Genomic DNA, 25,749 nt, shown 5'->3' on the forward strand with positions numbered 1-25,749 from the left:
TACTTAGTCTTCGAGAGTGCCGGTGAAGTCCTTCAGCCAGTCCCTCAGGGCCGGTCCAAGGTCCTCACGCTCGGATGCCAGGGACACCACTGCCTTGAGGTAGCTCAGCTTGTCGCCCGTGTCATAGCGGCGGCCGCGGAAGACCACGCCATACACGCCGGCACCTTCGCCTTCGGCGGCAGCCAGTGTCTGCAGCGCATCCGTCAGCTGGATTTCCCCGCCCCTGCCGGGTCCGGTCTCTTCAAGGACTCCGAAGACCGACGGGTGCAGCACGTAACGGCCGATCACGGCAAGGTTGGAGGGTGCGTCCTCGACGTCGGGCTTTTCCACGAGCTTGTTCACGCGGACGTAATCCTCGCCCTCGACCACGGAAATGTCGGCGCAGCCGTAGGCGCTGATCTGTTCCGGATCCACTTCGATCAGGGCGATCACGGATCCGCCGGTCTTGGCCTGGACTTCAACCATCTTTTCGAGCAGGTCGTCGCGCGCATCGATCAGGTCGTCTCCGAGGAGGACGGCAAAGGGTTCGTCACCGATATGCAGCTTGGCCCGCAGCACTGCGTGGCCCAGTCCCTTGGGATCGCCCTGGCGGAGGTAGTGGATCTCCCCGAGCTCGGATGCCGCCCGCACCATCGCGAGCTTTTCAAGGTCGCCCTTGTCTTCAAGCGTCTTTTCGATGAAGGGAACACGGTCAAAGTGGTCCTCGAGGGAGCGCTTGTTGCGTCCGGTGATCATCAGGATGTCGGGCATGCCGGCATTGACTGCTTCTTCGACCACGTACTGGATGGCGGGTTTGTCCACCACGGGGAGCATTTCCTTGGGCATCGCCTTGGTGGCAGGCAGGAAGCGGGTGCCCAGCCCGGCGGCTGGGATTACGGCTTTGGTTACAGTGCGTCGTGACGTGGTCATGCTGGTAAGCGTACCCAACACCGCTCACGTTGCACCAAATAAGCATGCGGGTAGAGAGAATAGGGATATGCGCTCGTTGAACAAGGAACAGGCCCGAAGGGACTATCTGCAGTCGCGCCGGGAGTTGACCGAGACGGAGAGGGCCGAAGCCGCCGCAGGTCTTGCCCGCCTCGGGCTGCGCGGGGTGCAGGAAGTGGTGCCCGCCGGTGGCACGGTGGCCGGTTACCTCTCGACCGGGACCGAACCCGGCACGGGAGCCTTGCTGCAGGAGCTCTTCCGGTCTGGATACCGGGTGCTGGTGCCGGTGTGTGAACCCGGCCGCCGGCTGTCCTGGTGCGAATGGTCACCGGGGATAGAGCTGGCGCCTGGACTGCATGCCTCGCTTCTGGAGCCCGTTGGCCCGCGGCATGCCGTCTCCGACTTCCCGGACCTCGGGCTGGTTTTCGTTCCCGCGCTGGCAGCGGATTCTTCGGGCGGACGAATGGGTAAGGGCGGCGGATACTATGACCGATTCCTGGCCGGACTGAGGGCGGACGGCAATCCGGCCCCGGCGGTCGCGGTGGTTTTTGAGCACGAGTATGTCCCGGCCGGAAGCTTTGAAACGACACCCCTGGATGCCGCCGTGGATGCGGTCCTGACGCCGTCCAGCTGGCGGGGGGTGCCCGCCGGGCACATGTATACTTAGCACTCAAGGCTTGAGAGTGCCAGCCTGAGAGTGTCCAAGGAGGATTACCAGAGTGCCCACGTATGCCTACGCCTGCAAGGACTGCACCCATTCGTTCGATATCCAGCAGTCCTTCAGCGAAGACTCCCTGACGGTCTGCCCCGAATGCGGCGGCCGGCTGCGGAAAAAGTTCAACAGCGTCGGAGTTGTTTTCAAGGGCTCCGGTTTCTACCGCACCGATTCACGTGAGGCCGCCTCCAGCGTTCCGGCTACCCCGTCCAAGACCGAGGGTTCCACGGCTTCGGCACCTGCGTCCACGTCCACGTCGGGCAGCAGTACCCCGGCAGCGTCGCCCGCTTCAAGCTCCACCGGTTCCCAGGCCTAAGCACCGCCTTTTCCGGCACGGTTACCCAGCCGGGTCTTCCGGCGGCCTACCCAGCCGGCTCTTCCGGCATAGCTTTCCCAGCCGGCCTCCCGCAGCTTTTCGCAGCGGAGTTTTTCGCAGCCGAGTTCCGGGCCCGCATCCAGACTTCCGGCCGGCCGTCCTGCTTCGACTTTGCCTCCACATCGGCGCCGGGGTGCAGGTCGGCCGCTCCGGGACCACATCCGCGGAAGCTGCACCTGCCCCGGGATGCCCGGTGGCTAGCGTGGCGGCATGTCTTTGCGCCGCTCCCCTAGCCGAAATACTTCCGGCACTGCCGCGTTTCCCCGGCCGTCCGCAGGCTCCGTGGACCGCCTCTCCAGGTTCCGGCGCTTCCTTGTCCGCCACCGCCGCCTGCTGGCAGCCTTGGCCTGCTGCGCCGCGGCAGGGTCGGCAGTAGAGTCGCTGGTCCCCGGCACCGCGGAGCGCTCCGTACTGGTCCAGGCCGCCCGGGACCTCCCCGCAGGTACGCTTCTGGACGCCGGGGACTTGGAGACAGTCCGGGTGCCCGCCGACGCGGTGCCGCCTGGCGCCCGGAACCATCCTGATTCCCTCATTGGCCAACGACTCGCGACTCCGCTGCTCCGGGGCAGTCCCGTCACACAGCTTTCCCTGGCCGGACCAGGACTCCTGACCGGTGCTCCGGCAGGTTCGGTGGCCGTGCCGCTCCGCCCGGCAGACCCATCCGTCCTCGGGCTCCTGAGGCCGGGACAGCTGGTTAATGTGGTGGCGGGCGCCGACACCGCATGGAATACGGGGATATCCCCTGAGGACGGAAACGGTGCGGTTGTCCTGGCCTTCTCTGTACCGGTGCTGTGGGTGTCCGGAGCTGAGCCTGCCGGCGGCTGGCCGCGAAACGGCGGCGGCGAAGGCCTGGTGGTCGTGGCTGCGGACCGGGAGAACGCAGCCCGGCTCACTGCCGCCTCCGGGACGGGCGGCATCCATCTGGTCCTGACGGGCTAGCTGTCCGGATCAGCCGGACTGCCGGAGTCCGGCCAGCAACCCGGGCCGCACCGGCAGGCGTCCGGTAGGCTGCCGGCTACTCCCGGGACACACCGGCAGGCGCCCGGTTATTCCCAGTGCGGGGGGCGCTGCTCCCGCAGCCAAGACTCGGTATCCCCGGTATCCTCTGTATCCTCGGGCGGGGCGCCCCAGGCCCGGGGATTGTCTTCTTTGGCCGACACCGGCAGCACGCCGGCGGGACCCGCCGAAACCGCGCGCCGGTTCCCGCGCCTGCGGGGTGCGGCCGAGGGCCCCGGAGCCTGCGGCTCTGCCGCGGCTCCGGGCTCCCCCGCTTCTTCAGGCCGAACTGGATCGTCCGTCATAGCTCACTCTCCTGCGGCGGTGTCGGGGCCTGACCCCGCCCTCCGTTCGCGCATGCGGCTGCTTCCGTGCGGGGTGACCTTGACCTGCTTGCCTACCCGGGGATCTTCCGCGGGGCGGGTCCGGCCGGAACCCTCCCCGGCAGTGCGGGGTACGGGCTGCTGGCCCACGGGGATTTCCGGCAGCTCAAGGGAGCGGCTGACCAGATCGGCGCAGGCGGACGGGTCGCTGAAGACTTCAATAGTCCACAACGGCATGTACCTCCAGCCGCGGCGTTCCAGCAGCTGCGGCCGGAGCCGGCTGCGTTCGCGGACGGACATGGCCCGGTACCGTTCGGTGCCATCGGATTCAATGGCCAGCGGCGCGGGATTGCCCGTCGGGTCCGCCGAATGCGGAGCTGCCGCAACAATGTCGATGGCGCCGCCGTCGTAGTGGTCCCACACCTTGGCGCCGCGCTCACGCAGGCGGCCCACCAGGTCCGCGACCAAGGGATCTTCTTCCAGGATCCCGCCGCCGGTTGGTGCTTCCCGGCTGCCGGTCTCCGGCTCGAGCTCACGCTTGATGAGTTCGTAGAAGTCCAGGGCACCGTAGCCCAGCCGGGTCCGGTCCAGGTCTGCGGGCTGGAAGCAGGTCAGCACATGCTGCTTGTAGCGTGCCCGTGTCATGGCCGTGACGAACTTCTTCCGTCCGTCCGGTGCCGAGAGCGGGCCGAAGTTATGCAGGGCACGGCCATGCGGAGTCCGGCCGAACCCGAGGGAGAAGATCACGCAGTCCCGGACCATGCCGACGGCACGGTCCACCGGAACAACCCGGAAGGACTCGGCTTTCGCCGTGAAGAAATCGGCCGCCCAGGGGAAGTTGGCCATCTGGACCCGGATCGCCTCTGCCACCCGTACCGCATGGCGCGGGCTGGCGGTGATGACACCCAGGGACTGGTGCGGGCGCCGCCGGATGTGTTCGAAGACCAGGTCAACCACGCGGTTGACCTCGGCTGCGACGCTTTCGACGCCTTCGTGGTCCGAGCTGGGCATGCCTGTGCCGTCGGGCAGGTATTCCACCGAGAGGGAACGGTGGCCGGTGGTGACCTCGTCCGCACTGGGAATCATGGAGAGCCGGCCGCCATAGAAGGAATCGCTGAGCTGGCGCAGCAGTGCCTTGTCGGTGCCCCGGTAGACGGTGGAGAGGCACCGGGTGGGCAGGACCCGTTCCAGCGCTTCGAAGGCGCTGACCAGGTCCACGTGCTGCGGCTGGGTCCCGGCGGGTTCCACGCCAATCGTGAACGGACGGGGACCACCGAGGCAGCTGTCGCCGAAGGCAATCACCTGTGAGGCGCGGGCCAGGGCCGGGATAGCGGACTGCAGGCTGGTGGACTCGGCGTCGAGCAGGACCACGGTGTCGAAGCGGCGGTGCTCGGGCAGCACCATCGGAAGCACCAGGGGGCTTGCCGCCCAGACCGGCAGGAGGGCCGAGACGAGTTCCTCGGACTCTTCGGACAGGCTTTCCAGGGAAAGCTCGCCGTCCTTGATGAGCTCACGCAGGTCCTCCGCCGCGCCCCTTGATGCCGCGACGCCGGCGCGCCAGCGCGAGGCCAGGCTCCAGCGCAGGCGGGAGCCGCCGGAGGCGATATGGGCGTTGTCCGCCAGCCGGTATTCCGCTTCCAGGCGGCGCAGGCTGTTGCCGTCGGACATGGCCAGGTAGTCGTCTCCGCTGATCATGGCTTCAAGGGCGGACTGCCACCAGGCCAGTTCCAGTTCGTAGCCGACGTGGCGGGGCTGGACCTCGCGTTTGGCCAGATCGTCCAGCAGCTCCCCCAGGCCCTGTGCACGCATTTCGTCGAGCAGCAGGGTCCGTTCGGGCAGCGTCTCGAGGGTTTCGCGGTCCCCCGCCAGCTGGCTGAGCTGCTTCTCGAGTTCGTCCAGCTGCAGCGAGGCCAGGTCCGGATGCTGCGGCGTCTCCGCCAGGATGCCGGTGAGGGTATCCAGCTGGCGCTTCACCAGAAGGTAGGAGCGGTTGATTTCCGCCAGGCCCGTGGGCACCGACGGGTGGCGCTGGGTGGTCGCGTAACGGGTCCAGACGGCACGCTGCTGCTGGACCTCCGCCAGGGAGGCGTGCAGGTCCGAAATGTGCACGCCGGGACGGACATATTCCTTGGCCACGCGCCGCAGGCGGGAGCGGGTCATGGAGCTCATGTCGATGCCGCGCTCACGGCGCCACGACGAGGATGCGGTGGCGGAAATCAGGTCGGTTACCGGCCGGTCGAAAATGTCCGGGGTGAACTTATCCAGGCTTTCGCGCACGGCCACCAGCAGTTCCAGCTGCTCGCCCCATTGGGCGAAGGTTTCACCGAGGCGGATTTCGGAGTGTTCGGCCACGTCCTGGACCTTGGCGCGCAGGGCGGGCAGGTCCGCGGCAAGGGTCTGGGTCAGCTCGTAGGCCTCTTCCGTTTCCTTGCGGTTGAGCAGCTTGGCGCCGTACCACGGGCTCGCCGTGGCAGCCCGGCTGAAGCTGCCGAGCTCAGCGGCGCGGCGCAGCCGGCCGCCAAGTTCGGTGCGGTCGGTGATGCTGTCCAGGACACTTCGCTTGAGCCGGACGGTGGTGGCCGGTGCCGGGTTCATCGAGGTCAGCTCGGCCAGGGACTGCATGGCCTGGTACGGCGAGCAGCCCCAGCGGCTGCGGACGTTGTGCAGCGACTTTACGTGGTCACGCAGCTGGTGGCGGTTCTCGAGCAGGACCTTGTGCAGGCTGTTCAGCTCCGGAGCCTGCGACTTTTCGTTGCGCACGATGGCCCGGACCAGCTGGTCCTTCAGCTGCTGCTGGGTGAGCCCGGCGTTGACCTGCAGGACCAGTGAGCCCAGCTGCAGCGCGTCCAGTTCGGAAACGAACTGGTTCAGGGTGCTGCGCCGTTCGGCCACAACCAGCACCGACTTGCCGGCGTTGGCCAGGGCCGCGACGGCGTTCAGTGCGGTCTGGGTCTGTCCCGTGCCTGCCGGGGCGGAGACCACCAGCGACTGGCCCGCATTGATGCGGTCCAGGACTTCCTGCTGCTGCCGGTCGGCGTCGAGGATGAGCAGCTCATCCGCGGGGTCGCGCTCATCCAGTGCCGGCAGGTCCAGCGGTGCGGCGGTGGCGGGGCCGGCGGAGCCGTCCCGGGCCGCGTTGATGAGTGCGCGGAGGATCGGATGCGCGGGGTCCAGCGCGGGGTCTTCGCTGGGGTCGGAGAGGTCGGCGAAGGTCGATACCAGCAGCCGGTGCTCGATGTTGATCCCGCGGACACTGCCGGTGACGGCGCGGAGCTTTTCCAGCACCGGGTGCGGATCAAAGCGTGCCGTGCCGTAGGCGAGCCGGGTGAGGGCGTCGACGTCGATGTCCAGGCCCTGCTCGTGCTGCAGGTGGCGGACCAGCGCGGGGTTCAGTGCTGCCTTTTCGGTCAGCTGGAGCTCGTAGTCATCCTGCGAAGCATGGACCGTCAGTGCTACCGGAGTGAGCAGCACGGGGGCGGTCAGGGACTCGGGGCGGAGCGCTTCGTCCGAGGCGTAGCGCCAGGACGCCGTGCCGGCAGCCATGTAGCCGACGTCGATGCCGCGGTCGGTGCCCAGCTCGTAGATCTTCGCACGCAGCAGGCGGCCTGCCTTCATGGCGGCACCGTACTGGTCGGGATCGCGCAGCAGGGTGGACAGGCGGGTCCGGCGGCCGGCGAGCAGCTGTGCCAGCCCGGAAGGATGCGCGTGCGTCAGGTCGATGCTGTTGGCGGCGGACGGGGTGAAATGGAGCAAGGTGTCCGTTCCGGCATGCTGTCCCAATTGTCCCAGCCACGGCAGCAGGAAGTCCGAGGGATTCTCCCCGGTATTCTGCTCAGACACTAGTGCCCTCTTTTCTGCACTTCCGCGCGTTTTCGACCAAATTGGCATACCTTCAAAACTATCGCGTCGGGCGGGGTTTCCCGAACATAGCAACGCGGGGACAGCTCAGGGACAACACAGGGGACGGCCGAAACGGCCGTCCCCTGTCCCCTTTAGGCTATTCCCACTCGATTGTGCCCGGCGGCTTGCTGGTGACGTCCAGCACAACGCGGTTGATTCCGTCCACTTCGTTGGTGATGCGGTTGGAGATGCGGGCCAGCAGATCGTACGGGAGGCGCGACCAGTCGGCGGTCATCGCGTCTTCACTGGAGACCGGCCGCAGCACGATCGGATGGCCGTAGGTCCGGCCGTCACCCTGCACACCGACGCTGCGGACATCGGCCAGCAGCACTACCGGCATCTGCCACACTTCGTCGTCCAGCCCGGCGCTGGTCAGCTCGGCGCGGGCAATCGCGTCCGCGCGGCGCAGCAGTTCCAGCCGCTCGTGCGTGACCTCGCCCACAATGCGGATACCCAGGCCGGGGCCCGGGAAGGGCTGGCGTCCAACAATTTCGGCCGGCAGGCCGAGCTCGGCGCCCACGGCGCGGACCTCGTCCTTGAAGAGTGCCCGCAGGGGCTCAACCAGTTCGAACTTCATGTCTTCCGGAAGCCCGCCCACGTTGTGGTGGCTCTTGATGTTGGCTGCTCCCTCGCCGCCGCCGGATTCGACGACGTCCGGGTACAGGGTGCCCTGGACCAGGAAACGGATGGGTTCGCCTTCTGCCTCGGCCTTGGCCATGATGGCCCGCTCGGCTTCTTCGAAGGCACGGATGAATTCGCGGCCGATGATCTTGCGCTTGGTCTCCGGGTCGGAGACGCCGGCCAGGGCAGTGAGGAAGCGTTCCTGCTCGTTGGCAACGTAAAGGTTGACGCCGGTGGCAGCCACGAAGTCCCGCTCCACCTGTTCGGCTTCGCCTTCACGGAGCAGTCCGTGGTCAACGAATACACAGGTGAGCTGGTCCCCGACGGCGCGCTGCACCAGGGCTGCGGCCACTGCGGAGTCCACGCCGCCGGACAGGCCGCAGATGACGCGGGCGTTGCCGACCTGGGCGCGGATGCGGGCGACCTGCTCTTCGACGATGTTGCCGGTGGTCCAGCTGCGTTCGAGCTTGGCGCCCTTGAAGAGGAAGTTCTCCAGGACGGCCTGGCCATGGGCCGAGTGCTTGACCTCGGGGTGCCACTGGACCCCGTAGAGGCCTTTCGCCTCGTTGGCGAAGGCAGCGACGGGCGCGCCGGCGGTGCTGGCCAGGACGTCGAAGCCCTCGGGTGCTTCCTGCACGCTGTCGCCGTGGCTCATCCAGGTGTTCTGCTCCTCGGGGGTGCCTTCGAGGATGGACCGGGCGCCGCCGACGACGCGTGCGTCGGTGGACCCGTATTCCCGCAGCCCCGTCTTGGCGACCTTGCCGCCCATGGCGGCAGCCATGGCCTGGAAGCCGTAGCAGATGCCGAAGACCGGCACGCCGGCTTCGAACAGGTCGGCATCAACCTTGGGGGCGCCCTCGGCGTAAACGCTTGAGGGGCCGCCGGAAAGAATAATGGCAGCCGGGTTCTTCGCCAGCAGCTGCTCGGTGCTGTAGGTGTGGGGAACCACCTCGGAGTAGACGTCTGCTTCGCGCACCCGGCGGGCAATCAACTGGGCGTACTGCGCTCCGTAGTCCACAACAAGGACGGGCCGCTCTTCAATGGGATCAGTCGCGGGATTAGTCACGTTCCAAGGATAGTCGGCCTGCCGCCGGGCATGCACACCGGCGCGGAGCCGCCGGCCCCGGGGACCGGCGGCTCAACACTGCCTTAGTAGCGCTTGGCCGCTTCAGGATGCGCTTCGAGCTCGGCCAGCACCTGCTTGTGGATGCGGCCTTCGACCACAAAGGAGAGGAACGGCACAACGCCGCCGAGCGCAATCAGGATGAACTTCGAGAACGGCCAGCGCATCAGCTGCCACAACCGGAAGTCCGAAAGCAGATACACCACGTACATCCAGCCGTGCAGGATGAGCACGCCGATGGAAAGATTCACTCCGCCGACAATGATCTCGGTGTCAAAGCCGTACTTGGCGATCATTTCCACCACGAGGGCGAGCAGCAGTACACCGGTGACGTAGGAGAAGACCTTGTAGAACTTCAGGGCCGAGCGGATCTGGGCGTGGGTACCCCCAAACCGGCGCTTCTTTTTCCTGGGTGCCTTGGCGGTGCTTGCGGATTCGGTCACTTGGTTACCTCGCTGCTGGGATGGTCGTTTTCGGGTTCGGATGCGTCGTCATACTCGTCGTCGTACTCGTCCTCATACTCGTCATCCTCGAGGCTGCGGCGGTGCTCGTCGGCGACCAGGCGCCACCAGAGGAAGACCGAGAAGCCGGCGAAAACGATCCATTCCAGGGCGTAGAAGATGTTGAGCCAGTTGACCGGGGTGTCCTCCGGCTGGGCACCCACCACCACGGTCTCCATGCTGCCCTGGTCGGCCGCTGCGCCGTCGACGGTGATCTCCGTGGCGGTGACGAACGCCGCGTAGGCGGGAGCATCCCACAGGTTGATCAGTTCGGCGGTGGAGAGCGCGGACACGCGGCCGTCCTCGGGTGTGGCGGGCAGCGGAGCCTCGGAAGGCAGCAGGCGGCCGACGACGGCGGCGGCGCCGTCGGGTGCCTCGGTGACGTCGTCCGGATCGGAGACCCAGCCGCGGACCACCGGAATGAATTCGCCGGCGGGTGCCCCGTCGACGTTGAAGGCGGTCACCGCCCAGTAGCCCATCTCGCCGTCCTGGAGCCGCTCCTCCACGAGGACGGACCGGGCGGGGTCGAATGTCCCGGTCAGGGAGACCATCTGGTCGGCTTCGGTTTCGTACATGGGTTTGCCCGGTGTGAAGGCCTCAGTCAGCGGCCGAACGTCTTCGGTGGCCCGGGGTTCGCCGGAATCTTCCGATTCGGCACTGGAGAACTGCCATTGGCTCAACAGCACAAAGACCGTCGAGATAACGAGGGCAAAGAGCAGGCCGGCGATCCATCGCGGCTGCAGGGCAGTTTTGAGCACTCGTTAACGGTACTTCGTCAAGCTGTAGAAAACCCAATGCCCGCTCCGGGCCCCGCAGTCAAGGACACCTCGGCACCCAGGAAGCCTCAGTGGTCAAAAAAGACGAGGGAGGAGTTGATCAGTTCGGAAATGACCTCCGCATCGTTGGCCCGGCGCAGGGAATCCCGGAAGGCCGGCCTGAACAGGGACCGGGCGAGGGTGGCCAGGACCTCCAGGTGATGGGAGAAGGAGGCCTCCGGGGTTGCGATCAGCAGGACCACGGTCGCAGGGCCGTCGGACGCGCCGAAATCCACGCTGTGGCCGTAGCGGGTGATGCCCACCGCTATGGAGGTTTCCTTGACATAGCCACTCCGGGCATGCGGCAGGCCGATTCCGCCGGGCAGGCCGGTGGCCATTTGGTGTTCCCGGGCGCGGACCTGCTCCAGGAACCCCTCCAGATCGGTGATCCGCCCGGCCCGGTACAACCGCTCGGCCAGCTGCGCCGCGGCATCGTACCGGTCTGCGGCTTCCATTTCGAGGATCACGAGCCCGGGCTCGGTCAGCACCGCCCCCGATTCGTGCAGGGAGACTTCTCCCGTCCGGGAGTCCGGAGGGCTTTCAGGGGCCGGAGACTGTTGTTCGTTCAAGGAGCATTCTTCGTTTCCGTGGATCCGCAGCAACCAGCGCTAGATGCGCGGGGCGATGTCTTCGGCGGCCAGCCGGGCGGCGTCGGCACTTGTGTCGTCCGGCTGCTCCTGGCTGAGGCGCTCCGCGTCGACCCGCGCCAGATAATGCGCGACTTCGCTTTGCACCCGTTCCAGGTCCCATCCCAGCAGCGGTGCCATCAGGTCCGCGGCCACCGGAGCGGCCGAGACGCCGCGGTCAAAGGCCTCAATGGAGATGCGCGTACGCCGGGCCAGGACGTCCTCGACGTGCCGGGCACCTTCGTGGGTGGTTGCATAAACCACTTCCGCGCGCAGGTAGTCGTCGGCTCCGGGCAGCGGTTCCGCGAGGGTCGGGTCCGCCTTGATGAGTTCAAGCAGGTCATAGGCCATGGAGCCGTAGCGGTTGAGCAGGTGCTCCACCCGCACCACATGCACCCCGTACTCATCAGCCGTGCGGTGCCGGCGGTTCCACGCCGCCTTGTAGCCCACCGCACCCAGGAGCGGGATGGTCTGCGTGCAGCTTTCGGGGACCTTCTCATCAAGTGCCCGTGCCGCCTCGTCCACGGCGTCCTTGGCCATGACCCGGTATGTGGTCCATTTGCCGCCTGCCACCACCACGAGTCCCGGGACCGGGTGGGCCACCACATGTTCGCGCGAAAGCTTCGCGGTGGAATCGTTTTCCCCGGCGAGCAGCGGCCGCAGGCCGGCGTACACACCCTCGACGTCCTCGCGGGTCAGTGGGGTCTTGAGCACCAGGTTGACGTGCTCCAGGATGTAGTCGATGTCCGCCGAGGTGGCCGCCGGATGGGCCTTGTCCAGGTTCCAGTCGGTATCCGTGGTGCCGATGATCCAGTGCCTGCCCCAGGGGATCACGAACAGCACGGATTTTTCGGTCCGCAGGATCATGCCCACGGTCGACTGGATCCGGTCCCGGGGAACCACCAGGTGGACACCCTTGGAGGCACGGACCTTCAGCTGTCCGCGGTCGGTCACCATGGCCTGCGTTTCATCCGTCCACACACCGGTGGCATTAACCACCTGGCTCGCCGCGATGTCGAATTCCTCACCGGTCTCCTGGTCCCGGACGCGGGCACCGACCACGCGCTCCCCTTCGCGCCGGAAGTCCACGACGGCGAGGCGGTTGACGACGGCGGCTCCGTAGTGCGCGGATGTGCGGGCCATGGTGGCCACGTACCGGGCATCATCCACCTGGCCGTCGTAGTAGCGGATGGCGCCCACCATGGCGTCATCCTTGAGGCTTGGGGCCATCCGCAGGGTCTGGCGCCGTGTGAGGTGCTTCTGCCTCGGCACCCCGCGGGAGTTCCCCGAGGTCATGCCCATGGTGTCGTACAGGAAAATGCCGGCGCCGACGTAGGGCCGCTCGATGAACCGCCGGGTCAGCGGATACAGGAACGCCACAGGCTTCACCAGATGCGGGGCGATGCGCTGCAGCAGGAGGCCGCGTTCCTTCAGTGCCTCCTGGACCAGGGCGAAGTCCAGCATCTCCAGATAGCGCAGCCCGCCGTGGATGAGCTTGGAGGAACGTGACGAGGTCCCCGACGCCCAGTCCCGGGCCTCCACCATGCCGACCTTCAGCCCCCGCGTCACCGCGTCCAGGGCCGCGCCGGCCCCAACCACACCGCCGCCGACAATCAGGATGTCCAGTTCATTACCTGGCCGGGTGGTGGCCCGGAGCGTGTCCATGGCCTCGGTCCGGTACTCGGGGCTCAGGGCATCTGCAGTCATGGTCCAGGTTCCTCTCTAGGGTCCTGCCGTAGCTGCGTCCACTCTAGGCACTGCGCACCCGCTTTGTCAGCGCTGCCGGAATTCCTGCGCTGTAAGGAACTACAGGTTGTACTGGTACGGCGAAACCAGCACTTCAATACGCTGGAACGCCTTCAGGTCCGAGTACCCGGTGGTGGCCATGGCCCGCCGCAGCGCACCCATGAGGTTCGAGGTGCCGTTGGTGTGGTGGGAGGGACCCCAGAGGACTTCCTTCAGCGGTCCGACGGTATCCAGCCGGACCCTGTCGCCGCGAGGCAGCTCGCTGTGGTGCGCTTCCTGGCCCCAGTGCCAGCCCTGGCCGGGAGCCTCTTCGGCGCGGGCGAGTGCGGAACCGAGCATCACGGCGTCTGCGCCCATGGCGACGGCCTTGATGATGTCGCCGCTGGTGCCCATGCCGCCGTCGGCAATCACGTGCACGTAGCGTCCGCCGGACTCGTCCATGTAGTCACGCCGTGCCTCGGCAATATCGGAGATGGCGGTGGCCATCGGGGCGTGGATGCCCAGGGCCCGGCGGGTGGTGGTGGTCGCGCCGCCGCCGAAGCCGACGAGGACGCCGGCTGCGCCGGTACGCATCAGGTGCAGTGCCGGGGTGTAGCCCGCCGCGCCGCCGACGATCACCGGGACGTCGAGTTCGTAGATGAACTGCTTCAGGTTCAGCGGTTCAACGGACTTGGACACGTGTTCGGCCGAAACGGTGGTGCCACGGATAACGAAGACGTCGACGCCGGCTGCCAGGACGGTCTTGTAGAACTCCTGGGTGCGCTGCGGGGTCAGGGACCCGGCAACCGTCACCCCGGCGTCGCGCATTTCGGCCAGGCGGGAGCTGATCAGTTCGGCCCGGATGGGAGCCGAGTAGATTTCCTGCAGGCGGGCGGTGGCTGCGGGGTTGAAGTTGTCGCTGCTGAGAGCCGCGATTTCATCCAGCAGCGGCTGCGGATCCTCGTAGCGGGTCCACAGTCCCTCGAGGTTCAGCACACCGAGGCCGCCGAGCCTGCCGAGCGCGATGGCCGACGCCGGCGACATCACCGAGTCCATCGGCGCACCGATCACCGGCATCTCGAACTGGTAGGCATCGATCTGCCAGTTGATTGAAACATCCTGTGGGTCGCGGGTGCGCCGCGAGGGCACTATTGCCACGTCATCCAGGGAATAGGCCCTGCGCCCATGCTTGCCTCGGCCAATTTCAATCTCGTTACTCACGTCCCCTAGGTTATCCCAGTGCGGGGCGTACGCCGGAAAGTTCATGTGGCCAGACGGTAACGGCATGATGCGCCGGGGCGGAAGTTCCTGCCCTTAACCCGCAGGGGCAGCCCTGCGCGGTGTGCGCAGAAGCTGCCCTTGGCGGTGAAGCGGTGTTACCGGCGGCCGTAGTTCGGCGCCTCGGCCGTCATCATGATGTCGTGCGGGTGGGATTCCTTCAGGCCGGCCGGTGTGATCCGGACGAACTTGCCCTTGGCCTTGAGCTCGGGAATAGTGCGTGCGCCGGTGTAGAACATGGTCTGGCGCAGGCCGCCCACCAGCTGGTGCGCCACGGCGGACAGCGGGCCGCGGTAGGGCACCTGGCCCTCGATGCCTTCCGGAATCAGCTTCTCGTCACTGGGGACGTCGGCCTGGAAGTAACGGTCCTTGGAGTAGGAGGTGTTCTTGCCCCGGGACTGCATGGCTCCGAGCGAGCCCATGCCGCGGTAGGACTTGAACTGCTTGCCGTTGACGAAGACCAGGTCGCCCGGGCTTTCCGCCGAACCGGCGAGCAGGCCGCCGAGCATCACGGTGTCGGCGCCGGCCACGATGGCCTTGCCGATGTCGCCCGAGTACTGCAGTCCGCCGTCGGCGATCAGCGGAACACCGGCGGGGATGGCTGCCTTGGAGGCTTCGTAGATCGCGGTGATCTGCGGAACGCCCACACCGGCAACCACACGGGTGGTGCAGATGGAACCGGGTCCAACGCCTACCTTGATGGCGTCGGCGCCGGCGTCGATCAGTGCCTGGGCGCCCTCACGGGTGGCTGCCTGGCCGCCGATGATGTCAACGTGCGCGGCGGCGGGGTCCTTCTTGAGGCGGGCGATCATTTCCAGCACGCCGGCGCTGTGGCCGTTGGCTGTGTCGACGACGAGGATGTCGACGCCGGCCTCGACCATGGACATGGCCCGCTCGTAGCCGTCGCCGAAGAAGCCGATGGCCGCACCGACACGCAGCCGGCCCTCGTCGTCCTTGGTCGCCAGCGGGTACTGCTCGGCCTTGTCGAAGTCCTTGACGGTGATGAGGCCCTGCAGCTTGCCGGCGTCGTCCACCAGCGGCAGCTTCTCGATCCGGTTCTTGCCCAGCAGCTCCATGGTCTCTTCGGCGCTGATGCCGACCCGGCCGGTGATGAGCGGCATGCGGGTCATGACCTCTTCGACCTTGCGGTTCGGGTAGTCCGAACGGGGAATGAAGCGGGTGTCGCGGTTGGTAACAATGCCCAGCAGCGTGTTGTCCGCGTCAACCACCGGCAGCCCGGAGACCCGGAAATGCGCGCAGAGGTCGTCGAGTTCCAACAACGTGGCGTCGGGGGAAATCGTCACCGGGTTGGTGATCATGCCGGATTCACTGCGCTTGACCCGGTCAACGTGTTCGGCCTGGTCGGCGATCGAAAGGTTGCGGTGGATGACGCCGAGGCCGCCCTGGCGGGCCATGGCGATCGCCATCCGGGATTCGGTCACGGTGTCCATCGCGGCAGAGAGCAGCGGGGTCTGAACCGTGATGCGTTTGGACAGCCGTGAGCTGGTGTCGGCTTCGGAAGGGATAACATCCGTGGGGCCGGGCAGCAGGAGGACGTCGTCGTAGGTCAGGCCGACGAAGCCGAACGGATCATGTTCTGGGTACTGCTGGCTCAAAGCTGCGCCTCTTTCGGGGGGACGAGAGGAAGGAGAAGGCCCATTTTAGCCTGCACCTATCGTAAAACGAAAGGGCGCCTACCCCTATTCCATCCCGAAGGTATTCACCGCCTGTGAGAGACGCCACGGGAAATGCACAAGGCCCCGCTTCCGGAAGCAGTTTCCGGAAGACGGGGCCCAGGATGCGTTCCGCACTGATATGTGCGGTCAGCGGTTAGTGCTGGCGGCCGGAGCCTTCATCCTCTTCGGCGGGCTTCTCCACCACGAGGGCTTCGGTGGTGAGCACCAGCGAAGCGATCGAGGCGGCGTTGCGCAGTGCCGAACGGGTGACCTTGACCGGGTCGATGATGCCGGCGGCAATCAGGTCTTCGTATTCGCCGGTGGCGGCGTTGAAGCCGTTGTTGACTTCCAGCTCGCCGACCTTGGCAACGACGACCATGCCTTCGGAACCTGCGTTCTCGGCGATCCAGCGCAGCGGCTGGGCCAGTGCACGGCGGACCAGGCCGACGGCGGTGGCGGCGTCGCCTTCCAGCTTCGTCACCTCCGGATCGGTGTCCAGTGCGCGGGCAGCGTGGACCAGTGCGGAACCGCCGCCGGCCACGATGCCTTCTTCGAGTGCGGCACGGGTGGAGGAAACAGCATCTTCGATGCGGTGCTTCTTTTCCTTCAGTTCCACCTCGGTTGCCGCACCGACGCGGATGACGCCGATGCCGCCGGACAGCTTGGCCAGGCGCTCCTGCAGCTTCTCGCGGTCCCAGTCCGAATCGGTGCGCTCGATCTCGGCGCGGATCTGTGCCACGCGGTCGGCGACGTCGGCTTCGGAGCCGGTGCCGTCAACGATGGTGGTGTTGTCCTTGGTGACCGTGATGCGGCGGGCGGAGCCCAGCACCTCAAGGCCAACCTGGTCCAGCTTCAGGCCGAGGTCGGGGCTGACCACCTGTGCGCCGGTGAGGGTCGCGATGTCCTGCATCATGGCCTTGCGGCGGTCACCGAAGCCCGGCGCCTTCACAGCGACGACGTTCAGGGTGCCGCGGATCTTGTTGACCACCAGGGTGGACAGGGCTTCCCCGTCGACGTCTTCGGCAATGATGAACAGCGGCTTCGAGGTCTGCAGCGCCTTTTCCAGCAGCGGCAGGAACTCGGCAACGGAGGAAATCTTGCCGGAGTTGATCAGGATCAGTGCGTCTTCGAGGACGGCTTCCTGGCGCTCCGGATCGGTGACGAAGTACGGCGAGAGGTAACCCTTGTCGAACTGCATGCCTTCGGTGATGGCCAGCTCGGTCTGCGTCGAGGAAGACTCCTCGATCGTGATCACGCCGTCCTTGCCGACCGTGTCGAACGCCTGGGCCAGCAGTTCGCCGATCTCGGTGCTCTGTGCGGAGATTGCGGCAACGTGGGCAACCTGGTTGCCTTCAACTTCCTTCGCGTTCTCCAGCAGGCGCTTGGCAACGGCGTCCACGGACACCTCGATGCCGCGCTTGAGCTGCCCGGGGGCAGCACCGGCTGCTACGTTGCGCAGGCCTTCCTTGACCAGCGCCTGGGCCAGCACGGTGGCCGTGGTGGTGCCGTCGCCGGCGACGTCGTTGGTCTTGGTGGCTACTTCCTTGGCCAGCTGTGCGCCGAGGTTCTCGTAGGGATCCTCCAGCTCAACTTCGCGGGCGATCGTGACGCCGTCGTTGGTGATGGTGGGAGCGCCCCAGGTCTTGGCCAGGACGACGTTGCGGCCGCGCGGGCCGAGGGTCACCTTGACGGTGTTGGCGAGCTTATCGACGCCGGCTTCGAGCGAGCGGCGGGCGGAGTCATTGAACTCCAACTGCTTTGCCATGTGTGTGTCCTTTCCGACAACTACATCTGCATCAGAAAACCCCGGCCAGAATCTTGGCCGGGGTTTTCCAGGGGAACTACTTTACGACGACGGCCAGCACGTCGCGGGCGGAGAGAACCAGGTATTCCTGGCCGCTGTGCTTGACTTCGGTTCCGCCGTACTTGGAGTAAATGACTACGTCGCCTTCGGCAACGTCAACCGGGATGCGGTTGCCGTTGTCGTCAACGCGGCCGGGTCCAACTGCAACTACTTCACCCTCCTGGGGCTTTTCCTTTGCAGTGTCCGGGATCACGAGGCCGGAAGCAGTGGTCTGCTCGGCTTCCAGCGGGCGGACAACAATACGATCCTCAAGGGGCTTAATAGAGACCGACACTCGGGCTCTCCTTTGCGTAGTTTCTAACGGAATGGGGCCGTTGGTCTGGCGCTGGCCGTCGTCGCGGTGCCGGTTCGCGCTTTCCCTTCGGGAGTTAGCACCCTCACGTGCGGAGTGCTAACTCAGACTTTATGCAACGGTTAGCACTCGGTCAAGGCGAGTGCCAGCGAGTAGCGCAAACAGCGGGGCCCTTCCCTACCTGCCGGGGCGCCCCCGACGAAGGGGGATTTGCTTAGGTTTACCTCACCGGGATAGTTTTCATCTGCGCGCACCATTAGAAAACATTTCTGTGACCTAATCCCCGGATAGGCACATCGACTCTCACCGGAGCCCCCATGATCATCAAGTCCCGCCTGCTGGCCGGAACCGCCCTTGTGTCCCTCCTTGCGCTCAGCGCCTGCTCCACCGAAGCAGCAGACGCCAATGCCGACGCCGAGTCGACCCAGGCCTCGACGGTGACGGTCGAGCACGCACAGGGAAGCACCGACGTACCGGTGAACCCGGAGACCGTCTACACGTTCGACCTCGGTGCCCTCGACACGATGGATGCCCTCGACATTGACGTCGACGGCGTGCCCGCCGCCAATTTCCCCGAGAGCCTGTCCCAGTACGGTGCCGAGGAGATCACGAAGATCGGCAGCATGAAGGAGCCGGACTTCGAGGCGATTAACGCCGGCGCCCCCGACCTGATCATCATTTCCGGCCGGGTTGCCGACTCCTATGAGGAACTGAGCAAGATTGCTCCCACGATTGACCTGAGCGTCGACAACGCCGATGCCTGGAACTCCTTCAAGAAGAACACCCAGACCCTGGGCAGCATCTTCGATAAGGAAGATCTGGTCGAAGAAAAGCTGGATGCCCTCGAGGGCAAGGTCGAGGACACCAAGGAACTGGCGGCCGACGCCGGCAACGGCCTGATTGTGATGACCAGCGGCGGGGAAATGACTGCCTACGGCGCCGGTTCGCGCTTCGGCATCATCCACGACGTCCTCGGCGTGACACCCGCAGCCGAGGTCAAGTCCGAAGGAACCCACGGCGAATCGGTTTCCTTCAACTACATTGCAGACACCAATCCGGACCACCTGTTCGTGATCGACCGCGACGTTGCCGTCGGCACCTCCGGTGAAGCCGCCTCCGCAGTGCTGGACAACGAGCTGGTCAAGAGCACCAACGCTTCCCGGAACGGCAAGATCGTTCCGCTGGATTCCGCCAGCTGGTACCTGGTCGGATACGGCCTGAACAACGTGGACACCATGGTTAACACCGTCCACGACGCTCTCTAACCGCACCTCTGCGCTCCGCTGCCCGGAACCTGCCGTTCCGGGCAGCGGAGGAACTGGATATCCCCATGACGGTCCCCTCCACGCCGGCGCCTGCACCGGCTCCTGCCTCCGCCGCCGCTCCCCCGGAACGGCGGCGCTTTGTGCGTTCAACCGCCGCGCTGGTACTGGGGGTCTGCGCCGTCGTCGTGCTGGCCGCCGTCAGCCTTTTCGTAGGGGTTGGAGACCTGTCCCTGGCCTCGCTGCTGGCCGGGGATCCCACCACGGCCATGCTGTTCTGGGTCAGCCAGCTCCCCCGCACGCTGAGTATTGTCCTGGCGGGCATGGCCCTGAGCGTGGCCGGCCTGATTATGCAGCTGATGGCCCGGAACAAGTTTGTGGAACCGTCCACCGTCGGGACGGTGGAATCGGCACAGCTGGGAATCCTCGCGGTGACCGTGCTGCTGCCGGGCGCGTCCATGTTCCTGAAGATGTCCACAGCCTCCGTCTTTGCCGCCGCCGGAACCGCCCTCTTCCTGCTTATCCTGCGCCGGATCCCGCTGCGCAACACCCTGATCGTTCCGCTCGTGGGCATCATGCTCGGCGGCGTGATTTCCGCCGTCACCACCTTCTTTGCCTACCGCACGGACCTGCTGCAAACCCTGAACAGCTGGATGATCGGGGATTTCTCCGGCGTCCTGCGCGGCCGATATGAGCTGCTCTGGATCGTGGGGGCCCTGACGGTGATCGGCTACCTCGCGGCGGACCGGTTTACCGTCGCGGGCATGGGGCAGGACTTCACCACCAACCTCGGGTTGAACTACAACCGGGTGATGGCCCTTGGGCTCGTCATCGTCTCCCTGATCAGCGCCGTCGTCGTGGTCAGCGTTGGTTCCATCCCCTTCCTCGGGCTGATTGTGCCCAACCTGGTGTCCCTGCTGATCGGCGACAATGTCCGCCGGGCGGTGCCCTGGGTCGCCGTCTTCGGAGCGGGCTTCGTCCTGCTGTGCGACATCATCGGGCGCACCATCCGCTACCCGTATGAAATCCCGGTGGGTGTTGTGGTCTCCGCCGTCGGCAGCGTCATCTTCCTGTACCTCCTCCTGCGTAAGCGCGGTTCCCATGCCTGACACCTCCACCAGCGCGCTGCCCGCTGCACTCACCCAGCACCGCGGCCGGCCGGTCCGGACCGTCCCCGCAAAGTTCTGGATTATCGCCCTCGGGATCACCGCGGCCGCTTTGGTTGCGGTTTTTATGACCATTGAGCTGCGCGGCAACCTCGGCTATGCGCTGCCCCGGCGGGCCGTCAAGGTCGGGTCCATGATCCTGGTGGCCTACGCCGTGGGTGTCTCCACGGTCCTGTTCCAGACAGTCACCGCCAACCGGATCCTGACGCCGTCGATCATGGGCTTTGATGCCCTGTATGTGCTGATCCAGACCGTCCTCGTGTTTGCCCTGGGCGGTGGGACGCTGCTGTCCCTCGGCGCTCCGGTGCGGTTCTGCGTGGAAGTGCTCCTGATGGTGGGTTTCTCCTTCCTGCTGTACCGCTGGCTGTTTACCGGCGGCGGGAAGTCCCTGCACCTGATGCTGCTGGTGGGGATTGTCTTCGGCACCATGTTCCGCGGCTTCTCCTCGCTGCTGCAGCGGCTGATCGACCCGAGCGAGTTCATCATCCTGCAGGACCTGTTCTTCGCCAGCTTCAACAATGTCGATGCGGCCCTGCTGGGCTATTCAGCGGCCGCCGTCGCGGTAGTCAGCGCCGTTGCCTGGCGGATGCGCCATTCCTTCGATGTCCTGGCCCTGGGCCGCGAAACCGCTGTGAACCTGGGCGTGGACCACAAACGGGCAGTCACCGCCACGCTGATCATCTGCTCCGTGCTCGTCGCAGTGTCCACCGCGCTCGTGGGTCCCGTGACCTTCTTCGGCCTGCTGGTGGCCTCGCTGGCCTACCAGCTCTGCACCAAGTTCCGGCACGCCGCGGTGCTGCCGATCGCCGTCCTGCTGGGAATCATCGCCCTGGTGGGCGGGCAGCTGGTGCTGGAACGGATTTTCGACTTCGACACGGCCCTGAGCATTGTCATCGAGTTCGTCGGCGGCATCGTGTTCCTCATCCTGCTGCTGAGGGGTTCGGTCCGATGACTGAGTCCCGCCTGCGCCATCCGAAAGGCCCTGCCTCATGATTTCCGTCAACGGCGCCACCAAGCGCTACTCCTCCGCCGTCGTCGTGGACGGGGTGAGCTGCGAGATCAAGGAAGGCGGCATCACCTCGATCATCGGACCCAACGGCGCGGGCAAGTCGACACTGCTCTCCATGATCAGCCGCCTGCTGCCTCTGGATTCCGGCACGGTCACCGTGGACGGGCTCGACGTCGTTTCCACCCCGGGCCGGGACCTGGCGCGGAAGATGGCGATCCTGCGCCAGGACAACCAGCTCACCGTCCGGCTGACGGTCCGCGACCTCGTGGGCTTCGGCCGCTACCCGCACAACGGCGGCCGCCCCGGCCCTGACGACAAAGTCCGCATTGACCAGGCCATGGCCTACCTGGACCTGTCCGAGCTGGCGGACAGGTTCGTGGACGAACTCTCCGGCGGACAGCGCCAGCGGGCGTTCATTGCGATGGTGCTGGCGCAGGACACGGATTACCTGCTGCTCGACGAGCCGCTGAACAACCTGGATATGAAGCACTCGGTGGAAATGATGCGGCTGCTGCGCCGGCTCACCGACGATTTCGGGAAGACCGTGGTCCTGGTCATCCACGACATCAACTTCGCCTCCTGCTATTCGGATGACATCATCGCGATGCGCGAGGGCCGCCTGATCCATCAGGGGCCGCCGGCCCGGATCATGCAGCCCGCGGTCCTGCGGGACATCTACGACATTGATATCCGCATTGAGGAAATCGACGGCAACCGGATCGGCGTCTACTTCGCCTGACGGTCCTGCCGAGGCCACCCGGGGGGCTGTTTGGCCATCCCGGCCCGGCCACAGGCAGAATCTGTACTGCCCGGGGGGGCAGTATGGGCCTGGTGCATTGTGCCGTGCTGTCCGGCACTCCTAGGTTGGAATCCGTCGCACTTTTGCGGCCCTTCGGGGAAGGACCGGCCATGGAGCCCAAACTGCGTGTCGGCATCCATTTTGACCTTGATCGCCGCACGGCACGGCTGGAAGTCCGCGGCATGGTCACCGAGCAGAACTGCAGGGTGCTTTACGTGCTGGTGCGGAGGGCGAACAGCGCCCTTCCCGGCCTCACTGTGCTCCTGGACCTGCGCCGGGCGGCGGTGACGGAGGATGCAATGGCCGGCTTGGTCCGCAGTTCGGAAACCGGGTTCCTGCCCGTGCCCGTCGTGCAGGTCAAGGGCGGGACACTGGCTCCCCGCCAGCCGAGCATCCTCGCTCCGGCCTGATCCGGGCACCTGGCCACGGACCTGACCTGTAATGCGGGGCCCGCTACGCGTGGGACCGGATACCGGCCAACCGCTCCAAGGCCTCGGTCAGGACCTCCGGGGAACAGGCGAAGTTCAGCCGGGCGAAGCCTGCACCCGCGCGCCCGAACCGCAGACCCGGTTCCAGTGCGACCCGCGCCTGGTCCAGGGCAAGGGCGGCGGGATCCGCGTTCCAGCCCAACGCACGGAAATCGAGCCAGGCCAGGTAGCCTGCCGACGGCGGCCGGTACACCACGCCAGGCAATAGGTCTGCCAGCAGATCCCCCAGCAGCTGCCGGTTATCCGCCAGGGACGCCATGACTCCTGCCAGCCAGGGTCCGCCGTCGTTGTACGCGGCGGCCGAAGCGTGCAGGCCCAGGATGCTCGTCCGTGCGGAGACTTCCTCGGGCATGGAGGCCAGCATCAGCCGGGTCCGGTCGCTTTGGGCCACCATGACGGCGCATTTGGTGCCCGCAATGTTCCACCCCTTGCTGGCCGCAGTGACGCAGATGCCGTACTCCCGGGCACTGTCCGACACGGTCAGGTACGGCGTGAAGGCCCCTGGTTCATAGGTCAGCGGGGCGTGGATTTCATCGCTGACCACTGCCACGCCGTACTGGGCCGAGAGGTCTGCGAGCGCCCGGAGGGTCTCGGCGGAGTGGACCAGCCCCAGCGGGTTGTGCGGGTTGCACAGCAGCAGGGCGTCCGCTCCGCGGGCAAAGGCCCGTTCAATCCCCGCCAGGTCCAGCCGCCAGCCGTCGTCCGTGGGCAGGAGCGGCACTTCCACCACGGAGGCATCCGCTTCCACCGGCAGCTCAAAGAACGGCGGGTAGACCGGCGGGGTAATGATGACGCTGCCGTCCACCGGCACCGCCTGCCGCAGGCACTCCACGATGCCCACGCTCACGTCCGTGGTGCTCCGGACGTCCTCGGGAGCCACCATCCACCCCCATGTACGTCCGGCATACCCGGCGAATGCTTCCGCCACCGGCTCCGGTCCGGCGATATACCCCGTGTCGGAGGCCAGCACCCGGGCGATGATTGCCTGCTGCACCGGTTCCGCCAGCGGGTAGTCCATCTCCGCCACGAACAGCGGCAGCACGTCCTCCGGATAGGTCTGCCATTTGAAGCTGGTCCGTGCCCTCAGCACTGCCAGCGGCTCGGCGGCGATCTTCCTCATGGCGCCAACCTACAGCTAACGCGGCGGGAGGCGGAACAACTAGGCTGGAGGGCATGCCCGATACTTCCCTTGCACATGTTCTGACTCCCGAGGGATGGCAGCTGCTGAACTCGCTTCCCCCCTACCTCGAGTCCGAATCCCTGAAACTCAACACCGACCTGCGCAAGGCCGGGCACTCCTCCGAGCTGGTGGCGGCCGTCCTGACCCAGGCGAAACTGAGGATGAAGGCCCGGGGCAAGTTCGGGCCGTTCGCCGAGCACATGGTCTTTACCTCTCCCGGCCTGGAGCAGGCCACCCGGCTGAATGTGGCTGCCCTGCATGCCCGCCGCTTCCAGGACGCCGGACTGGAAAAGGTTGCGGACCTTGGCTGCGGGATCGGTGCCGATTCCCTGGCGCTGGCCACCCTCGACCGGCAGGTGACCGCCGTCGAGCTCGATGAGATCACAGCGGCGGCCGCCACCATCAACCTCATGCCGTGGCCGGAGGCAACTGTGGTCCAGGGCAGGGCGGAGGAATTCGACCTGTCGGGGTTCGACGGCGTCTGGCTGGACCCGGCACGCCGGACCACATCGACGTCGGGCACCACCCGCATCTTCGACCCGGAAGCCTTCTCCCCTCCCCTGTCCTTTGTGGAGTCCCTGGCCGATTCCGGCCTGCCCGTCGGCGTCAAGATGGGCCCCGGCATCCCGCACGAGGCGCTGCCGGCCGGCTGCGAGGCGCAGTGGGTGTCGGTGGACGGGGACGTCACCGAGGCAACCCTGTGGTTCAATTCCCTGCGCCGCGACGGCGTCCGGCGGGCCGCCCTGGTGATCGGGTCCGGGGGTGCGGCGGAACTGACCTCACCGGTGGACTACGACGCCGGTGCGCAGGACGTGGCCATGGGGCCTGCCGAGGGATACCTGTATGAACCCGACGGCGCAGTGATCCGCGCCGGCCTGGTGGCCGACGTCGCTGCCACCCTGGACGGGCACCTCCTGGATCCCCACATTGCCTACATCTGCGCACCGGAACTGCGCGAGACGCCCTTTGCCCGGGCCTACCGGATCCTCGAAGTGCGCCCGTACAACGTCAAGGCACTCAAGGCCTGGGTCCGGGAAAACCGCATCGGGGTCCTGGACATCAAAAAGCGGGGAATGTCCGTGACCCCGGAGGAGCTGCGCAAGGCCCTGCTCACCGGCTCCGGCAAGGGGGGAAACAAGGGCGAAAACAGAGCCACGCTGGTCCTCACCCGGATCGGCGAGGACCGCGTGGCCCTGGTGGTGGAACCGGTTCCTTCCGCGTAGGGTCTCCGCCTAGGCGGAACGGTGACCGGCCGTCCGGCTCCCGGAAACCGGGTCAGGAGCGGGAGAACTCGCTGGCTTCGCGCACCTGGTCCGGTGTCGGCCGCACCCCGGTGTAAAGCACGAACTGTTCCTCGGCCTGGATGGCGATGACTTCCGCCCCGGTGATCACCGGTTTCCCTGCGGCGCGGGCGGCAGTGATCAGCGGGGTTTCCGCGGGCAGCGCGACGACGTCGAACACCACCCGTGCGGCGGCGACGGCCTCGTTGCTGAAGGCCTGCACATCCTCGTCCTGTCCGGACATGCCCAGCGGGGTCACGTTGATCAGCAGGTCCGCGGTGGAGGTGCCCGGCTGCGGCTGCCAGGCGAAGTCATAGAGGTCCGCGAGCGCCCGGCCGGCGGCCTCATTGCGGGCGACCACCGTGACGTCGGAGAATCCGGCGTCCCGCAGCGCAGCTGCCACAGCCTTGGCCATGCCGCCGGAACCACGCATCAGCACCGAGTGCGTGGCCGGGACCCGGTGGTCCCGCAGCAGCCGGGCGATGGCGAGGTAGTCGGTGTTATAGGCGGTGAGCACACCGTCGTCGTTGACGATCGTGTTGACGGAGTCGATGGCCTTCGCCGACGGATCCATCCGGTCCACAAGCGCAATCACGTCCTCCTTGTACGGCATGGACACGGCGCAGCCCCGGATCGGCAGGCCCCGCACGCCGGCAATGGCCTGGGCCAGGTCCGTGGGCGCGAACGCCTTGTAGACGTAGTTCAGGTCCAGCTGGTCATAGAGGTAGTTGTGGAAGCGCGTACCAATGTTGCTGGGCCGCGCGGCCAGGGAAATGCACAGGGTCATGTCTTTGTTCAGGATCGGCAT

The 25,749-nt window shown here is 66.4% G+C and carries 22 protein-coding genes; 9 read left to right on the plus strand and 13 right to left on the minus strand.

Annotation, left to right across the window (positions count from 1 at the left end):
* Window positions 1–3: 3 nt before the first annotated feature.
* Complete coding sequence (gene galU / locus QNO03_RS05715) at window positions 4–909, minus strand: UTP--glucose-1-phosphate uridylyltransferase GalU (protein ID WP_229947378.1); 906 nt, start codon at window positions 907–909, stop codon at window positions 4–6.
* A gap of 67 nt (window positions 910–976) precedes the next feature.
* On the opposite strand from galU, the gene QNO03_RS05720 reads away from it, so the two are divergent.
* From QNO03_RS05720 to cpaB, 3 genes are all read left to right on the plus strand, one after another.
* Window positions 977–1,594: a 5-formyltetrahydrofolate cyclo-ligase gene (locus tag QNO03_RS05720; RefSeq protein WP_289602440.1), complete on the plus strand. Its 618-nt coding sequence runs from the start codon at window positions 977–979 to the stop codon at window positions 1,592–1,594.
* 52 nt (window positions 1,595–1,646) lie between these two features.
* On the plus strand, window positions 1,647–1,958 hold the full coding sequence (locus QNO03_RS05725) for an FmdB family zinc ribbon protein (RefSeq protein WP_229947373.1): 312 nt from the start codon (window positions 1,647–1,649) through the stop codon (window positions 1,956–1,958).
* Window positions 1,959–2,300: 342 nt separating this feature from the next.
* Window positions 2,301–2,957, plus strand: a complete 657-nt coding sequence (gene cpaB, locus QNO03_RS05730; protein WP_289602442.1) for a Flp pilus assembly protein CpaB — start codon at window positions 2,301–2,303, stop codon at window positions 2,955–2,957.
* A 365-nt stretch (window positions 2,958–3,322) separates the two neighbouring features.
* On the opposite strand, the gene QNO03_RS05735 is transcribed toward cpaB, so the two are convergent.
* From QNO03_RS05735 to groES, 10 genes are all read right to left on the minus strand, one after another.
* Window positions 3,323–7,177 carry a DUF4011 domain-containing protein gene (locus QNO03_RS05735; protein WP_331460322.1) on the minus strand — a complete coding sequence of 1,285 codons (3,855 nt, stop codon included), beginning with the start codon at window positions 7,175–7,177 and terminating at the stop codon, window positions 3,323–3,325.
* 157 nt (window positions 7,178–7,334) lie between these two features.
* Complete coding sequence (gene guaA, locus QNO03_RS05740) at window positions 7,335–8,924, minus strand: glutamine-hydrolyzing GMP synthase (protein WP_229947370.1); 1,590 nt, start codon at window positions 8,922–8,924, stop codon at window positions 7,335–7,337.
* A gap of 83 nt (window positions 8,925–9,007) precedes the next feature.
* The gene (locus QNO03_RS05745; protein ID WP_229947368.1) at window positions 9,008–9,424 is read right to left on the minus strand and encodes a DUF3817 domain-containing protein; all 417 of its coding nucleotides are present in this window, start codon (window positions 9,422–9,424) and stop codon (window positions 9,008–9,010) included.
* On the minus strand, window positions 9,421–10,239 hold the full coding sequence (locus QNO03_RS05750; RefSeq protein ID WP_289602444.1) for an SURF1 family protein: 819 nt from the start codon (window positions 10,237–10,239) through the stop codon (window positions 9,421–9,423). The genes QNO03_RS05745 and QNO03_RS05750 overlap by 4 nt, the downstream gene beginning before the upstream one ends.
* An 86-nt stretch (window positions 10,240–10,325) precedes the next feature.
* On the minus strand, window positions 10,326–10,802 hold the full coding sequence (locus QNO03_RS05755) for a PTS sugar transporter subunit IIA (protein WP_289602810.1): 477 nt from the start codon (window positions 10,800–10,802) through the stop codon (window positions 10,326–10,328).
* Window positions 10,803–10,904: 102 nt separating this feature from the next.
* Window positions 10,905–12,629: a glycerol-3-phosphate dehydrogenase/oxidase gene (locus tag QNO03_RS05760; protein WP_289602446.1), complete on the minus strand. Its 1,725-nt coding sequence runs from the start codon at window positions 12,627–12,629 to the stop codon at window positions 10,905–10,907.
* 99 nt (window positions 12,630–12,728) lie between these two features.
* Window positions 12,729–13,868, minus strand: a complete 1,140-nt coding sequence (locus tag QNO03_RS05765) for a GuaB3 family IMP dehydrogenase-related protein (protein WP_289602448.1) — start codon at window positions 13,866–13,868, stop codon at window positions 12,729–12,731.
* Window positions 13,869–14,023: 155 nt separating this feature from the next.
* Window positions 14,024–15,541 carry an IMP dehydrogenase gene (gene guaB, locus QNO03_RS05770; protein WP_229947360.1) on the minus strand — a complete coding sequence of 506 codons (1,518 nt, stop codon included), beginning with the start codon at window positions 15,539–15,541 and terminating at the stop codon, window positions 14,024–14,026.
* A 214-nt stretch (window positions 15,542–15,755) separates the two neighbouring features.
* A complete protein-coding gene (gene groL, locus QNO03_RS05775; protein ID WP_289602450.1) occupies window positions 15,756–17,366 on the minus strand; it encodes a chaperonin GroEL in 1,611 nt (536 codons plus the stop codon).
* Window positions 17,367–17,442: 76 nt separating this feature from the next.
* Complete coding sequence (gene groES / locus QNO03_RS05780) at window positions 17,443–17,739, minus strand: co-chaperone GroES (protein WP_229947356.1); 297 nt, start codon at window positions 17,737–17,739, stop codon at window positions 17,443–17,445.
* Window positions 17,740–18,074: 335 nt separating this feature from the next.
* Here groES and QNO03_RS05785 point away from each other — a divergent pair, with 335 nt between their 5' ends.
* From QNO03_RS05785 to QNO03_RS05805, 5 genes are all read left to right on the plus strand, one after another.
* Window positions 18,075–19,022, plus strand: a complete 948-nt coding sequence (locus tag QNO03_RS05785; protein ID WP_289602452.1) for a siderophore ABC transporter substrate-binding protein — start codon at window positions 18,075–18,077, stop codon at window positions 19,020–19,022.
* A gap of 65 nt (window positions 19,023–19,087) precedes the next feature.
* Window positions 19,088–20,128, plus strand: coding sequence for an ABC transporter permease (locus tag QNO03_RS05790; RefSeq protein WP_289602454.1), 1,041 nt, complete (start codon window positions 19,088–19,090; stop codon window positions 20,126–20,128).
* Complete coding sequence (locus QNO03_RS05795; protein ID WP_289602456.1) at window positions 20,121–21,137, plus strand: iron chelate uptake ABC transporter family permease subunit; 1,017 nt, start codon at window positions 20,121–20,123, stop codon at window positions 21,135–21,137. The genes QNO03_RS05790 and QNO03_RS05795 overlap by 8 nt, the downstream gene beginning before the upstream one ends.
* Window positions 21,138–21,174: 37 nt before the next feature.
* Window positions 21,175–21,933 carry an iron ABC transporter ATP-binding protein gene (locus QNO03_RS05800; protein WP_289602458.1) on the plus strand — a complete coding sequence of 253 codons (759 nt, stop codon included), beginning with the start codon at window positions 21,175–21,177 and terminating at the stop codon, window positions 21,931–21,933.
* Between the two features lie 170 nt (window positions 21,934–22,103).
* Complete coding sequence (locus QNO03_RS05805; protein WP_289602459.1) at window positions 22,104–22,403, plus strand: hypothetical protein; 300 nt, start codon at window positions 22,104–22,106, stop codon at window positions 22,401–22,403.
* 43 nt (window positions 22,404–22,446) lie between these two features.
* Here QNO03_RS05805 and QNO03_RS05810 read toward each other — a convergent pair whose 3' ends face one another.
* A complete protein-coding gene (locus QNO03_RS05810) occupies window positions 22,447–23,601 on the minus strand; it encodes a MalY/PatB family protein (RefSeq protein WP_289602461.1) in 1,155 nt (384 codons plus the stop codon).
* 53 nt (window positions 23,602–23,654) lie between these two features.
* On the opposite strand from QNO03_RS05810, the gene QNO03_RS05815 reads away from it, so the two are divergent.
* Complete coding sequence (locus tag QNO03_RS05815) at window positions 23,655–24,884, plus strand: class I SAM-dependent methyltransferase (protein WP_289602463.1); 1,230 nt, start codon at window positions 23,655–23,657, stop codon at window positions 24,882–24,884.
* A 52-nt stretch (window positions 24,885–24,936) separates the two neighbouring features.
* On the opposite strand, the gene QNO03_RS05820 is transcribed toward QNO03_RS05815, so the two are convergent.
* On the minus strand, window positions 24,937–25,749 hold the full coding sequence (locus QNO03_RS05820) for a shikimate 5-dehydrogenase (protein ID WP_289602465.1): 813 nt from the start codon (window positions 25,747–25,749) through the stop codon (window positions 24,937–24,939).

This window comes from Arthrobacter sp. zg-Y877 (assembly GCF_030373105.1).
Taxonomy (GTDB): Bacteria; Actinomycetota; Actinomycetes; order Actinomycetales; family Micrococcaceae; genus Arthrobacter_B.

Excerpts from the sequence above, each read along its gene's own strand:
- galU (WP_229947378.1), bottom strand. The coding sequence starts at position 909 with ATGACCACGTCACGACGCACTGTAACCAAAGCCGTAATCCCAGCCGCC.
- QNO03_RS05720 (WP_289602440.1), top strand. The coding sequence starts at position 977 with ATGCGCTCGTTGAACAAGGAACAGGCCCGAAGGGACTATCTGCAGTCG.
- QNO03_RS05760 (WP_289602446.1), bottom strand. The coding sequence starts at position 12,629 with ATGACTGCAGATGCCCTGAGCCCCGAGTACCGGACCGAGGCCATGGAC.
- groL (WP_289602450.1), bottom strand. The coding sequence starts at position 17,366 with ATGGCAAAGCAGTTGGAGTTCAATGACTCCGCCCGCCGCTCGCTCGAA.
- QNO03_RS05785 (WP_289602452.1), top strand. The coding sequence starts at position 18,075 with ATGATCATCAAGTCCCGCCTGCTGGCCGGAACCGCCCTTGTGTCCCTC.
- QNO03_RS05790 (WP_289602454.1), top strand. The coding sequence starts at position 19,088 with ATGACGGTCCCCTCCACGCCGGCGCCTGCACCGGCTCCTGCCTCCGCC.
- QNO03_RS05795 (WP_289602456.1), top strand. The coding sequence starts at position 20,121 with ATGCCTGACACCTCCACCAGCGCGCTGCCCGCTGCACTCACCCAGCAC.
- QNO03_RS05800 (WP_289602458.1), top strand. The coding sequence starts at position 21,175 with ATGATTTCCGTCAACGGCGCCACCAAGCGCTACTCCTCCGCCGTCGTC.
- QNO03_RS05805 (WP_289602459.1), top strand. The coding sequence starts at position 22,104 with ATGGAGCCCAAACTGCGTGTCGGCATCCATTTTGACCTTGATCGCCGC.
- QNO03_RS05810 (WP_289602461.1), bottom strand. The coding sequence starts at position 23,601 with ATGAGGAAGATCGCCGCCGAGCCGCTGGCAGTGCTGAGGGCACGGACC.
- QNO03_RS05815 (WP_289602463.1), top strand. The coding sequence starts at position 23,655 with ATGCCCGATACTTCCCTTGCACATGTTCTGACTCCCGAGGGATGGCAG.
- QNO03_RS05820 (WP_289602465.1), bottom strand. The coding sequence starts at position 25,749 with ATGCCGATCCTGAACAAAGACATGACCCTGTGCATTTCCCTGGCCGCG.